Origin of the sequence: Ancylomarina sp. (genome assembly GCF_041555295.1) — a bacterium.
In the GTDB taxonomy this organism is placed as follows: Bacteria; Bacteroidota; Bacteroidia; order Bacteroidales; family Marinifilaceae; genus Ancylomarina.
The window spans coordinates 1-14,972 of record NZ_JBFFKR010000066.1 but is presented as its reverse complement, the minus strand read 5'-3'; the positions used below and the strand labels follow the sequence as shown (position 1 = coordinate 14,972).

Genomic DNA, 14,972 nt, shown 5'->3' with positions numbered 1-14,972 from the left:
TTTATAGGAATGGAATCTCAAGAAATTGCTGTGACTAATCAGGAGCGATTGGATATTGTGATGTCTAGTTCATCAGAGCAATTAAATGAAGTTACTGTCGTAGTAAGTACAGGTTATCAAAAGATTGATAGGAGATTGTTTGCCGGTTCTGCAACAAAACTAAAGGGTGAAGATGCTAAAGTTGCTGGTTTAAGTGATGTTGGTAGAATGATGGAAGGTAAAGTTGCTGGAGTAAGCGTACAAAACGTTTCTGGTACTTTTGGTGCAGCACCTAAAATTCGTGTACGTGGTGCTTCTTCTATTTACGGTGATACAAAGCCTCTTTGGGTCGTTGATGGTGTTGTTCTTGAAGATGTTATTGACGTAAGCCCTGATCAATTATCATCAGGGGATGTTTCAACTCTGATTAGTAGTTCGGTTGCTGGTTTAAATGCAGACGATATTGCTGATTTTCAAATCTTGAAAGATGCTTCAGCGACTGCTTTATATGGAGCTAGAGCAATGAATGGTGTCATTGTAATTACGACTAAAAAAGGTGTTGTAGGTAAAGCAAAGGTAAATGTAACATCGGAATATACGATTAAAAACAAACCTAACTATGGACAGTATGATATCTTAAATTCTCAAGATCAAATGTCTGTTTTTCGCGAGATGGAACGTAAGCAATGGTTAGGACATGCTGAAATGATGAGAAGTAAAGATGGTGGTGTCTATTTTCAAATGTACGATGCAATCAACTCATATAACAATGGTTCATATGGTTTAATGAATACACCTCAAGCGCGTGCGGAATATCTTGAGAAGTATGAAAAAGCAAATACAGATTGGTTCGATTTACTTTTTCGTAATAGTCTAATGCAAAATCACTCTGTTAGTTTAAGTGGTGGTTCTGAAACGGCTAACTTTTATGTGTCATCAAGTTTTTTGCACGACGATGGTTGGACTGTAGCGGATGAAGTGGATAGATATACGATCAACATGAAAGGTAACTTCAAGTTGAATGACAAACTTTCAGTAGGTATGTCGACAAAAGGTAGTTTTCGTGAACAAAAAGCTCCAGGAACATTTAGTCGCACTTCGGATGCTGTGAATGGTGATTATAGCCGTGAATTCGACATCAATCCATTTTCATATGCTTTAAATACGAGTAGGACAATTGTTCCTTATAAAGAAGATGGATCATACAGATATAATAGAATGAACTTTGCAAAATTCAATATTTTGGATGAGTTCAATAACAATTATATCGATCTAAATGTTTTGGATTTGAGTATTCAAGGTGATTTGGATTATCAATTCAATAAACACTTATCCTACAAGTTTGTAGGGAATATGAGATATGTAAAATCAACTTCAGTTCATAAAATGACTGGCAATTCAAATGTTGCCAATGCTTATAGAGCTGCTGATGATGCGACAATTGAAGATGCTAATAAATATTTATATACTGATCCTGAAAAACCAAACGAAAGACCTGTAAGTACTCTTGAAAAAGGAGGATTCTACAATCGGGAAGATAATATGTTGAAGAATTTCTATTTAAGAAATGTCATCAATTATAACAATACGTTTAACGAGAAGCATTTAGTAAATGCATTGCTTGGACAAGAAGTCAGATCCTCAGATAGAGAAGCGACTGGTTTTGATGGTTATGGTATTCAGTATGATAAAGGAAATACCGTTTTCACTGATCCGAATATGATCAAGAAATTATCTCAAGCTGGTTTTCCATATTTTGGTACTTCAAACTCTCACGATAGATTTGTGGCTTTCTTTGCAAATATGGCGTATAGTTTATCTGGTAAGTACACATTAAACACTACAGTTCGTGTTGATGGTAGTAACCGTTTAGGAGATTCTAAGGATTCTCGTTGGTTACCAACTTGGAATGTGAGTGGAAAATGGAATGCCAAAGAGGAAGCTTTCTTAACTGATGTTGAATGGATATCAAACCTAAGCTTTAGAGCCACTTATGGTCTAACTGCAAGTATGGGACCTGCAACGAACAGTAAGGCAGTATTTAGAAGTGGTATTACTGTTGCACCATTTCAAAATGAAGTTCAAAACGGATTGCGTGTTGCAAGCTTGATGAATTCAGAATTAACTTGGGAAAAACAATATGAAACAAATATTGGTTTCGATTTAGGTTTATTCAATAATAGAATCAGTATTAGTTCTGACATTTATAAGAGAAATGGATTCGACTTAATTGCTGCTATCAAAACAAGTGGTATTGGTGGCGAATTGTGGAAATTGGCTAATTATGCTGACATGGAATCAAAAGGTTTCGAATTTAGTTTAAACTCTAAGAATATCGAAATTAATGACTTTTCATGGAACACAAACTTAACTTTTGCCTACAATAAAAATGAAATCACGAAGCTTTATGGACAGCCAAATATTTTAGGTCTTACCAAAGCAGAAGGCGCAGCAACTATAGGTGGTTCTGTAAGAGGTTTATTCTCTATTCCATTTGCGGGCTTAGATGATAGAGGTTTACCAACTTTCTACGATAAGAATGGTAATGTTACTAAAGACATCTATTTCCAGGATACTGATGTTGATCACTTAAAATACGAAGGGAGTATCGATCCTAAAATTACAGGTGGTATCTCAAACCGCTTTGTATATAAGAACCTATCACTAAATGTGTTTTGTACCTATTCATTTGGAAATGTTATTCGTCTATATCCTAGTTTTCATGCAAAATATAGCGATTTAGATGCGATGCCTCAGGATATGAAAAACCGATGGATGAAAGCTGGTGATGAAAAGATAACTAATATCCCAACAATTGTAAGCAAGCGAATCTACGAAGAGTTTGGGACTGGATTAGAATCAACTTACAATGCTTATAACTATTCTGATCAAAGAGTTGCTAAAGGTGATTTTATTAGACTAAAGGAATTATCTATTTCATATAATCTACCTAAGAAAATGCTTAAAAAGGTTGGTATTGGCAATGCAAGTATCAAAGCATCTGGAACAAACCTATTCCTATTGCATTCCGATAAAGCTTTAAATGGACAAGATCCTGAATTCTTTGGTAATGGAGGTGTTGCTCTTCCTGTATCACGCCAGTATACATTAAGCCTTAAGTTAAATTTGTAATGATTAAGACCTTATGAAAAATTATATAAACATATTAATTGGAACTTGTCTTTTAGCTTTTACTTCATGTCATAGTTTCTTGGATGAGATGCCAGATGATAGAACAGTTATTGATTCTCCTGAAAAAATTGGAGAGTTATTGACTCACGCTTACCCAAATCAAAATCACCAAATGTTTTGTTATGCTATGAGCGATAATGCAACTGATAAAGGTAAAAGTGGAAGCAAAAATGAAATCAACAGTGATGCTTATAATTGGCTTGACTTTAGATTAACATCACAGGACACTCCTGAGTCATACTGGACAGGATGCTATTCTTCTATTAAGCAAGTAAATCATGCTCTAGATGCTATTGAGAAAAGTAAAGTCAATGGTAAAATCAGCGAAGAAGCAAAACCTTTTTATGGTGAAGCTCTTATTGCAAGAGCCTATTGTCACTTTATGTTGGTAAATCTTTGGTCTCCTACATATAATCCAGCAACAGCTAAAACTGATCTAGGAATTCCTTATGTAACGAAGTCAGAAACAAATGTTTTAACAACTTACAATCGAGGCTCAGTTGCTCAGGTGTACGAAAATCTTGAGAAAGATATCATTGAAGGTTTGAAATATATTGATGACAAGGCTTACGCCAACAAAGTACTTCACTGGAATATAAAAGCGGCACATACTTTTGTTGCTCGTTTCTATAGCTTAAAGGGTGAGTTCGATAAAGTTCTTGAACATACCAATATGGTTCTTTCTTCTGATCCTGCAGAATCGTTACGTGATCTTACTGGGGAGTATAGCAGAATGGATGTTAATGAAGTAATTATTCAATGGGGTAGAACAAGTGAAAAAGCAAACCTACTAGTAGTTCCTCAGTACAGTAGGTGGTTTATTTATTTCTTTGGTAGTTATCAGTACGCCATGAGTGATGAATTTCACAAAGACGTTTTTAGAAAAAGCTTTGTAGGTGCCGATTGGATTTGGGATTTATATGGTGGAGATCCAGATATTTTATTTGTTAAATGGGGGTATCATACTGAGAAGACAGGGCTTAATAGTGATGTTGGTTATCATATGATCATGAATGTATTAGTTGATATGGAAGAAGCTTTATTCCTACGTATGGAAGCAAATACCATGTTGAAAAACTATGAAGCGACTAGTACTGATATGGATTCTTACTTAAGCAAAAGAGTCAAAGGTTATAACTCAGTAACGCATAAAGTAGATTTTACTAAAATGGATAAAGAGTATAAGGAATCAAACTTTAAGTATGGTTTGAATCCATTTTATGCACTTGATGATATGCAAAGAGTCTATATGAACTGCTTATATGACTTAAGAAGAAAAGAATATTATTATACAGGAATGCGTTGGTTCGATCATAGGAGGTTTAATACTCAAGTTCGCCATTATTTTGCAGATGGAAGTGAATCGCTTTTAAGTGATAAAGATCCTAGAAAACAATTGCAAATTCCTCTGAATGCTCAATCCCAAGGTATAGAAGCTAACCCTAGATAGAATTATTATGATGAAAAATATTTATATAAAATTTATCTGCATCTTGTCAATTTTTGCACTAAGCTCTTGTGATAAAGAGGATAGTTTACGCGAAGAGTCAATTATTTATGTAGATCAGGTTCACGAAAGTGAATTCGACAAATGGTTGTATGAAACATTCACTGTTCCTTATAATATGGAAATTAAATGGAAATGGGATGATAGTGAAATCGATAATAACTTTCATGTAACGCCTCCAAGAAAAGAAAAAGCTGAACAGTTCATGAAAGCTTTGTATAAAATTTGGATTGAGCCATATCAGGAAGTTGGTGGCGATGAGTTTATTAAAACTTTTGTTCCCAAATTAATTTATTTGGTAGGCACACCTCAATACAACGATAATGGTACTGCGACTATGGGACTTGCTGAGGGTGGACGAAAAGTTACCATTTTTGATGTTGATTCTTTCAATAATTCAGATATAGCTGAAATGTCAAAATCATTTCACGTTATGCATCATGAATTCGCTCATATTTTGCATCAGAAAGTTCATTATCCTATGGACTTTAAAAAAATATCTAAGGGTTTGTACACTGGTGCTTGGTATAATCACGATTTGTTATCAGCAACTAGTTTAGGATTTATAACTCCTTATAGTATGTCTAACGATAATGAAGATTTCGTTGAAATTGTGGGTACTATTTTATCGACAGTTGGAAATTGTAATGCGCCAGTTGTAAAATATGTGCCTGAGAAAGATACGTATGGAATAGTTACAGGAAATATCATCCCAATGTTATTGACTGATTTTCAACTTAAACTATACATGTTTGGAATTCAGATTATGCAAAATGAAGACGGAAGTATGATTTTGAGACAAAACCAATCAGGACCAACAGGTTTATCTATCATGCTTAATAAAATTTCTATTGTTACTGACTATTACAAAAGTGAGTGGGGTATTGATTTATTCGAATTGCAAGGGAAAATTGAGATTGCAACCAATCAATTGATTCTTGAAAACTCAAAAGAGGAAGAAGGCGAAAATTAATTCTGTCTTGTTTTGAAATCATAAGAATAAAAAGTAATCATAAAATAAAATCCATGATGAAAATTAAATATATCATTTTGTTTATAATTCTCGGAATAAGTTTATCATCCTGCAACAAGAATGATTTTGAGAATAAGTTTGATCAACTACCTGATGATAGAATGCAGACCACCATTGAAGAATATAAAAGCATTCTGACTAGTTCGGAGTTTGGTTGGAAAATGAGATATTCGCTAGGTAATGGCATGGAATATCTTTCATATACTATTGCAAACTTTAATGATGACAATACCGTAAGCATAAAATCAAAACAGATTGAAGAAGCTGTTGTAAGCGAGTTTAAGATTTTTTCGGAAGCTGATATCGAGTTGGTTTTTAATACATTCAATGATAATTTCACAGTGTTTAGTTATCCAAATGCAGGTGCTCCAGACGGTTATGGTGGAGATGTGGAGTTTAACTTTGTATCAATATCTGAAGATAAAACTGAAATAATTCTGGAAGGAAAAGTATATAAAGGTGTTTTGAAACTACAGAAAGCTGATAGAGATCTCTCGGATTTTTCATCAATTCAGAAATATGTAAAATACCTTAGAGAGCAGAGAACTGAACGCCATATGAATCTTGCTATTACCTCAGGATTGGGTGCTAGCGAAGATAATCCTATTGTGTTAGGAATGGATTTAAGTTCGATGGCTACAGCTGCCGATTATAATTATAACTACAAAGGTGAGTTCTACACAGGAAGAAAAATGCTCTATTTCGATCATGATGGAATGGGATTGAGTACACCTATTAAACTTGATGATTCAGAAATTCAATATTTCACGTATAATGAGCAGAAGAGTAGATATGAATTAGCCAACTCCGATTTAAAAGGATACTTGTATTGCACAAAACTCCCAATGTATTACGTTCCTGGAGTATACGATGAAATAATGGATAACTACAGTTTAAAATTGCGTAGTAGTTTTGGTAAAGCATGGGATAATTATATTGCTATGAAAAAAGCTAATACTGTTATCCAGAGCATGGTAATCGTAACAGATTATAAGCAACGAATTCCATTATTCGACGAGGAGGGTAACCCAATTTTAGATGATGTTTATAATGAAGATTATGAATTTGGAGAAGAACTTGGAGAAGGCATACTGTTCTCCTTTGAGCGTTATACTCAGTTCTACTTCTACTTTGTTCCTGTGGAGATCAAAAAGCTACAAGAAGATCGTATCGCTATGAAGCGATTATCTGGTGAATTTTGCATCGCTAAAGAGGGTGTAGATCCAAATCCAATTACAGAGTCGATTAAGGACAATAAAGAATTTAACGACTTAGTCGATTATCTATGTAATGATAGTGGATGGTATATCAAACAAACTGTAGAAGGGGGATTAATCGATTGGGATTTTATTTCTCAAGACAATCCAGATGACTATTTCATCACACGGCTTTATTAATCCAATACCTATATAACAATTAGGTTAACTCATGTTTTATTACAAAACAAATTTCCTACAAGGTGTACCAGGCCTTTGTATTTAGGTATTGTACAACTTGTTACTAACCCTTAATAAATATTAATATGAAAAATTATTTTAAAGTAGCTCTTATAACCCTGGGACTACTAAGTCTGTTTTCCTGTGAAGATGAAAAGGAAAATAGAATGCCAGAGGCAGCAAGTTTATCTGCTCCAGAGAATGCAGCAATTGATCAAGAAACAAAACCAACTTTGACTTGGGTAAAAAGTATCGATCCTGATAATGACATTGTAACTTATGATGTTTATGTTTCAGAAACAGAGGAATTTGTTGAAGAAGATTTAGCAGGAGAAAATATTGAGCAGAACACTTATATATTAACCACTGCTCTTAAATCTCATACAAAGTATTTCTGGAAAGTAATTGCATCTGATGACAATGGCGCTAGTGTTGAATCTGAAGTACGCTATTTCACTACAATGAATTCGGCTCCTGCGATTTCGGGACTTGAGTTTCCTGCTAACGAAGCAATTGATGTAGAAAAAAGTATTTCTCTAAAATGGACTGCAGAAGATTTGGACGGTGATGCGTTAAAATACAATGTTTACCTTTCTAAAGAAAATGCATTTACTGATGATAATATTGTTGCAACTGATATCTCAGAGTCTGAATTTGCGGTTGCTTTAGATGCTCATACTCAGTATTTCTGGAAAATTGTTGCTACAGATACTGAAGGAGCAAATATTGAAAGTGATGTTGCTAGTTTTACAACAATGAACACTTTACCTAACAAAGCTGAATTAATATCCCCAATTGACGGTTTTGATCAGGTGACTCTTTCAACAAAAATTGTGTGGGCTGCAGCAACTGATGCTGATGGCGATGCGGTTTCATACACTGTTTTTTATGGAACAAATGAAGAAATTAATGAGAATTATCCATATAAGAAAGATTTTGCTGAAACAGAAGTAACTCTTTCCAATCTTAGAGGGAACGCAACTTATTATTGGAAAGTTTTAGCTATTGATAGCGAAGGTGGAAAAACATCAAGTGACGTATTCTCATTTAGCACAATTAATACTGTTCCTACAGCTCCCGTATTGAACACTAAAATCACTGAATTAATTGTTGATGATAAATTAAATGTAGTTATCGATTGGTCTGCTTCTATTGACCCTGATAAGGTAAAAAATGCCGAAGGCAATTTAGTTTATGAGCCATTGGTATACGATATTTACTTAAGTACCGATGCAACTATTGATGAGGCTGATTTAAAACAAAAGGATGTTGCTGAGCTTTCTTTTATAGCTGAAGGATTAGAGTTTGAAACAACTTATTTCGCAAAAGTTATAACACGCGACCCTCAAAGTGCTAAAGCAGAAAGTAACGTTTTAGAGTTCACGACTAAAGTTAAACCTAATGTTATTGAAGGAACTTGGACTGATACACGTGATGGTAAAGAATATAAAACCATTACAATTAAAGGTCAAACTTGGTTAGCTGAAAATTTAGCTTATGTTCCTTATGCAATAAATGCTGATGATGTTAATAAAGTGTGTTCAGTTTATGCATTAGATGTTACTGAAACAACCACTGTTGATGATTTAAAAGCGCACGAAAATTTCGCTAAATATGGCGTGTTGTATAATGCTTATGCTTTAGAAGATATTGCTCCTCAAGGATGGCACGTAGCAACTGATGCTGATTGGAAAAAGATAAGTATTGAGGCTGGTATGTCACAAGCTGAAGCTGATGAAAATGGTTCACAGTATGATTATGCTGCAAAATTTCTTGACCCAGCAGCTAATTGGTTTGACGGAACAGAAGCTACAAATGACTTTTTATTTAATGCAATTCCTAGTGGCTATTATAGTAAAGGTAGATTCTGGTTTCAACCTCCTTTTTCATACATGGGTGAAAGAATGTCAGCTTATTTTTGGACAAATACTAAAGATGTAGAAAGCGATTTGTATTATTATAGAGCTTTTATTGGTGCTAATAACTCTATTGAACGAAAAAGTAATAAACAATTGGTAGAAAGAATGTCTGTTCGTCTTGTAAAAGATTAGTAAGTGTGTTTGACTTTTGTTCTCTATTGATTAAATAATGTAGTTTTTATTGAGTCAATAAAATGTTGTCCTTTTGATTATCTCAAATCACAGTTAAGAGAACATGTAAAAGTCTGTTTAGTTGTAAAGTAAAATTCCCAGTCTTACAGGCTGGGAATTTTTGTTTTTATAATAAATTGAATTTAGTCTCCAGTATTTAAGTTGCAGTTATTTAGTCTATTGGGTTTGTTAAGCTATGTTTTATATGTTTATTTATCTTATTTGTATAAATTCTTAATGACATATTGATATTCTAACTTTGTTTTTATTATTTTCGGAAAATAATTCAGAGGCTTATTTTTAGGCTTTTCAATTAGACACAAAATACTTTAACTTACAGATTTACTTATAATACGACAATGGCTAAAATGAAAGCTCTAGTGAAATCCAAAGCAGAAAAAGGCTTATGGATGGAAGAAGTCGATGTTCCTAAAGTAGGAATTAACGATGTTCTTGTAAAAATTAGAAAAACTGCTATTTGCGGTACCGATTTACATATTTATAAGTGGGATGAATGGGCGCAGAATACCATCAAACCAGGAATGATTATTGGTCATGAGTATGTGGGGGAGGTTGCCGAAATGGGAGCTGGTGTCACTGGCTTTAAAATTGGCGATCGTGTAACAGGCGAAGGTCATATTGCATGTGGACATTGTCGAAACTGTCGTAGAGGCCGTAAGCACGTTTGCGAAAATACAGTGGGTATTGGTGTTAACATCGACGGTATATTTGCTGAATACGCTGCTATTCCATCATCGAATCTGATGAAAATGAGTGATCAGATTGAGGACGAATTGTTAGCAATCATGGATCCTTTTGGAAATGCAACTCACACTGCACTTTCTTTCTCTATAATTGGTGAAGATGTACTTGTTACAGGTGCTGGTCTTATTGGTTCTATGGCTGTGGCAATTGCTAAATTCGCTGGTGCACGTTATGTCGTGGCTACTGAAACAAATCCATACAGAATTGAGCTGGCTAAGAAAATGGGTGCAACTCGTGTTGTGAATCCTATGGAAGAAAGTCTTGATGATGTAATCAAGGAGCTTGGTATGATTGGTTTTGACATAGGTTTGGAATGTTCGGGCTCGCCTGCGGCTTTCAACGATATGGTTTCACATATGTACAATTCTGGTAAAATCTCATTATTGGGAATTCTACCTGCTGAAACCAAAGTGAACTGGAACGACATTATTTTTAAAGGTCTTCAGTTGAAAGGTATTTATGGTCGTGAAATGTACGAAACATGGTACCAAATGGAGCAAATGTTGATGAGTGGATTGGATCTTTCTCCAATGATTTCTCATCGATTCGATGCTGCTGATTTCCAGAAAGGTTTCGACATTATGGAAGAAGGCAATTGTGGAAAAGTAATTTTGAATTGGGAATAAGCTCAATCTGAATATATAATTTTAAAAAGCTCGGCTATTTGCTGAGCTTTTTTTACACCAGAGCATTTTTATAAATCATCATAGTCACTTTTTTAGTGATATCTGATTTGAAATTAAGGTTGGCTCTATGTCAAATACAGTGGGTTAGTTTTTTCTTAATACAATCTAATTCAGCCCGACTCTGATAGCCGAACTAGTTCTCCGGTAGGAGGTCAGCTGGTTTAATTTAAATACACATCTGTGAAACTTGTCATGAAAATAAGATTAAAAACCACTCCGACTGAGTAGGATCTAATTCTAATAAATTCACCCCTATAGCGATGCAAATAAATGTGATTCAAATTTCACGCAGAGAACACAGAAGCCAAAATACAAGAACGCAAAGGCATAATTATCAAACTTTATTTCTTTGCGAACTTAGGGGTATATTCATGGAACAGTCTCTATAATATTTACCCACTATAGATCAGATAGAGTCTGAAATTATTTGTTTTAACGTCTACCAGACTTGCAAAACATTAAAATAGAATTAAAATGACAGTAATCGGATGTGTAAATGCCCATTTCAATTCTTTTTGACTACTTATAAATTAGTAGAGCTCAAAAACGATTCAATTTAATCCTTTAAAAATGTGTAAATGGGCATAACATTTCGATACGACTGCTTTTGGTTTTATAATACCTTAAAACGATTCAAAACGCTTACTTCCTTGAATGTAAATGAGCTTAAAAATATAAAAATCACATGTTACATCTCTGCAAATACTCAAAACGCATCTGTTTGCCATTTATAAAACTGAAAATGTCATAAAAAAAATGAATTTTCGATTTTACATGTTCCGAAGAACTCAAAAAGATTTGGGACGCCTATTTGCATCTTTATAAGTAAGAGAAACGAATCTTTTTGGCTATACGGGTAAATTAATTGAAGGTCATGGTTTAACCTCTCAACTTCTTCTCGAAAAATGGTATTGAGGTATATAATGAGAGTAATTGGAGTGAGGGCGAATTTATCTAAGTTTTTTTACGATCAATAGTCTAAAATACATTCCTAGAACTATTAAATTCTATGGTCTTTTCATTTACCTTCGCAGCCCATTAGATTATTGCATCTCTATTTGTGCAATAATCTCTCCTATTCAATTTTTCAGATGATGACTAGCAAAGCAATCCAATCATATTTTAAATCATACCATGATCATTATAGAGGTTTAATAAAACTTGGAATTCCAGTTATTTTGGCTCAATTAGGTCAGGTTACAGTTGGTATTATCGATAATATGATGATTGGGCATGTTGGGACTCAAGAGTTGGCTGCAGCTTCTTTCGCAAATACGATATTTTGGTTAGTAATTGTTTTGGGAACAGGTTTTTCATATGCAATAACGCCACTTGTAGGTAAAGCAAGAGGTCGTTTTGAAATGAATAGGGTAGGAGATTGGTTTAAAGCTTCTATGTGGGCTGTACTAAGCATGGGTATCTTTCTGAGTGTTGTGATATTTATACTGAGCCTGTTTATGGATAAGATGGGACAGTCAGCTGATGTTATTCTTCCTGCTAAAGAGTATTTATGGATTATTAGTCTCTCCATAATACCGATGATGATATTTATGGGGTATAAGCAATTTTGTGAGGGATTGGCTAATACACGAGTCGCTATGAATATTATCTTGATTGCCAACCTTATCAATGTCATATTCAATTATATTTTTATAAATGGAGAACTAGGTTTGCCTGCAATGGGTTTAAATGGGGCTGGATATGGAACTTTGATATCAAGAATTTTCATGGCTGTCAGCTTCTTTTTTGTATTTAAAAAGGGAAAAAGCTTCAAAGCTTACGGAGAAATCATAGAAAAGGCTCAGTTTGCAATTAAAGATTTCATTAAAATTTGGAAAATGGGTGTGCCGATTGGTGCTCAACTTGTGATGGAAGCTTCAGCCTTTATGCTGAGCACAATTATGATGGGATGGATAAGTGTTGCTGGATTAGCTGCTCATCAAGTTGTTTTAAGTATCTCAACCATTAGTTTTATGGTTTATTTAGGTCTCGCTTCAAGTACAACAATTCGAGTGTCGTCTCTTTTTGGGGAAAACAAAATAGAGGAAATGCGGAAAGCAGGCTGGGCTGCGATTCATCTTGTTATATTGATGGTTCTAATTATAGGTCTGGTTTTTCTTTTTCTTAGAAACCAATTACCAACTTTATTTTCAGATGATCCGATGGTGATTGCTTTGGCAGCACAGTTTATTGTTGTCATGCTAATTTATCAATTATTTGATGGCTTGCAGATTGTATTCGGAAGTATTCTAAGAGGCATGTCTGATGTTAATATTCCAACCCTATATACCTTTATTGCTTACTTTATTGTGTCTTTACCGATGGGATATTTCTGTGCTTTTACTTTTGGGTTAAAAGAGGTTGGTATCTGGTGGGGATTACCTGCTGGATTAGGAACAGCTTCAATTCTATTTATGTTTCGATTTATAAAACTCTCCAAAAGTAAATTGAAAAAATAGCTAAAACCAGTAGCCTAAATTAATAAACCCTCTCACTCTATTTTCAAGATCAGATAGACTAAAGGTTATCTCCATTGGTCCTACTAAAGAATTATAGGAATAGGTTAGTCCAACTCCTTTAATCCATTGCCCCTTAGTTAAAGCACTATTGACATCTTCCACAACATTAGCAATGTTAGGTTTTAAAATCAAATAATTTTTTTTGAAAAGTTCAAATTGAATATCGGCTCTAAATACAAAAGAGTTATCCGAAACGACCTCCATACGGCGTAAACCTACAAAAGGAACCTGAATATCAAAATAATTGGTTTGGTCGAGTCCTCCAGTATACGTATTGTAGACACGTGGAATAGCTTTTCCCCAAACGACACGACCAAAGAATTTCGGATATAGAGTTAAGCGATCATTTAATGATATGGCTTTTTGAACTTTCAGATACGCAACAGAAGCTGGACGACCGTTACCATCTAAAGCCACACCATTATTAGTAATAAGCTTGTATTCACCATATAAGCTAAAGCCTTTCTTAGGGTAATAACCTTTATCGTGAGAATCCATATTGATAAAGGCGTAGTAGGTGAAATAATAATCTTCGTCAGTTTCATCAAGCCCAGGGGTCTTAATATTTGAAGAAACTCTATATAGCTCCATCTTTCCGCCAATACCCATTGAGTAAGATTCTCGAAAAGTGGAATGAAGATTTGCGTCTAATTTTAAGTATTTTAAATCGTAACTACCAACTTTATCGCCATCTTCAAAGTCAAATACCTCAGAGTCATTTATATCGAGTTTTAATTGATAACCTGGTTTTAACCCATTATCAAAATTGTATGTAGCGGTAAATCGAGGATTTTCAGATAGCTTTAGATCTAATGAAAGGCTGGATCCATCTTGAATTTTATTTTGGAAAGTTGTATTCAGTAGTACAGATGCTTTATTATCGTCATCGTAATGCATGCCTACATTAAATCGATTCGAACGACGTTCAGTTACATTAATAACGAGTGTCTTTTCGATATCACCTTTCAACTGGAAATCAATTTTATCGAAATATTTACTTCCGTAAGCTCGATTTATACCTTTTTGAATTCTCTTAATACTTGTCCAGGTTCTTGTTTCAATGTCTAATTTTCCAAGTATGGTCGCTTTTCTAACATGTTTAAGGCCGTTGATCTTAATATTATTAATGAAATATTGAGTAGAATCAGTTGTGATAGGGTAATTCTGGTTCTGAGTTTTTATTAGTTGATATTTACTTATAATTTGTTTCAATTCTGATATTTGTTCAGGATGAATTTGTTCCCCACGAAGGATTAGAGAGTCAGCTTTGCCGAAATCGGCAACCGTATACCCATTAATATCTGGCTTGATGTAAATGTTACATAGCTTTCTGTTTTTAACAAATGCTCTTTTTGCCATTAAACTGACAGTTTGGTTAATAATGTCCTCTATCGAGTTCAATTGATCTTTGCTTTTAGGGCCTGTTTGTACATCAACGCCAATGACAATATCAGCTCCCATCTTTATCACTTCTTCAACAGGGAAGTTATTGACCATTCCTCCATCTGCCAGTAAACGACCATCAATCTCAATTGGGGTGAATACGGTAGGAATAGCCATGCTTGCTCTTAGAGCTTCAGCAATATTCCCTTTGTCAAGTACAATGGCTTCACCCGTTTCAAGATCAGTAGCGATACATACAAATGGAATAGGAAATTGTCTGAAATTTGTTTTGTCGTGATATTCAATGGTATATCGTTCAAAAAGATTGCTAATGTTTTGTCCTTTCACAATACCAGCAGGAATTCTAATTCCTTTTGGTTTT

Annotated in this window: 8 protein-coding genes; 7 read left to right on the top strand and 1 reads right to left on the bottom strand. The window is 34.4% G+C overall.

Annotation, left to right across the window (positions count from 1 at the left end; genetic code table 11):
* The 7 genes from ABY905_RS07135 to ABY905_RS07105 all read left to right on the top strand — a co-directional run.
* A partial coding sequence (locus tag ABY905_RS07135) for a SusC/RagA family TonB-linked outer membrane protein (protein ID WP_372642002.1) occupies positions 1 to 3,111 on the top strand: 3,111 nt, incomplete at its 5' end.
* 13 nt (positions 3,112 to 3,124) lie between these two features.
* Complete coding sequence (locus tag ABY905_RS07130; RefSeq protein WP_372642000.1) at positions 3,125 to 4,621, top strand: RagB/SusD family nutrient uptake outer membrane protein; 1,497 nt, start codon at positions 3,125 to 3,127, stop codon at positions 4,619 to 4,621.
* A 43-nt stretch (positions 4,622 to 4,664) separates the two neighbouring features.
* Positions 4,665 to 5,651 (top strand): substrate import-associated zinc metallohydrolase lipoprotein, encoded by a 987-nt coding sequence (locus tag ABY905_RS07125; RefSeq protein WP_372641998.1) that lies wholly within the window; start codon positions 4,665 to 4,667, stop codon positions 5,649 to 5,651.
* A gap of 53 nt (positions 5,652 to 5,704) precedes the next feature.
* The gene (locus ABY905_RS07120) at positions 5,705 to 7,108 is read left to right on the top strand and encodes a DUF4302 domain-containing protein (RefSeq protein ID WP_372641996.1); all 1,404 of its coding nucleotides are present in this window, start codon (positions 5,705 to 5,707) and stop codon (positions 7,106 to 7,108) included.
* A gap of 125 nt (positions 7,109 to 7,233) precedes the next feature.
* On the top strand, positions 7,234 to 9,198 hold the full coding sequence (locus ABY905_RS07115; RefSeq protein ID WP_372641994.1) for an FISUMP domain-containing protein: 1,965 nt from the start codon (positions 7,234 to 7,236) through the stop codon (positions 9,196 to 9,198).
* A gap of 407 nt (positions 9,199 to 9,605) precedes the next feature.
* Complete coding sequence (gene tdh / locus ABY905_RS07110) at positions 9,606 to 10,628, top strand: L-threonine 3-dehydrogenase (protein ID WP_372642004.1); 1,023 nt, start codon at positions 9,606 to 9,608, stop codon at positions 10,626 to 10,628.
* 1,154 nt (positions 10,629 to 11,782) lie between these two features.
* Positions 11,783 to 13,147 carry an MATE family efflux transporter gene (locus ABY905_RS07105; protein ID WP_372641992.1) on the top strand — a complete coding sequence of 455 codons (1,365 nt, stop codon included), beginning with the start codon at positions 11,783 to 11,785 and terminating at the stop codon, positions 13,145 to 13,147.
* Here the strand turns inward: ABY905_RS07105 and ABY905_RS07100 are convergent.
* Positions 13,148 to 14,972: patatin-like phospholipase family protein (locus ABY905_RS07100; RefSeq protein ID WP_372641990.1), on the bottom strand; the 1,825-nt coding region annotated here is incomplete at its 5' end. It abuts the gene before it with no gap.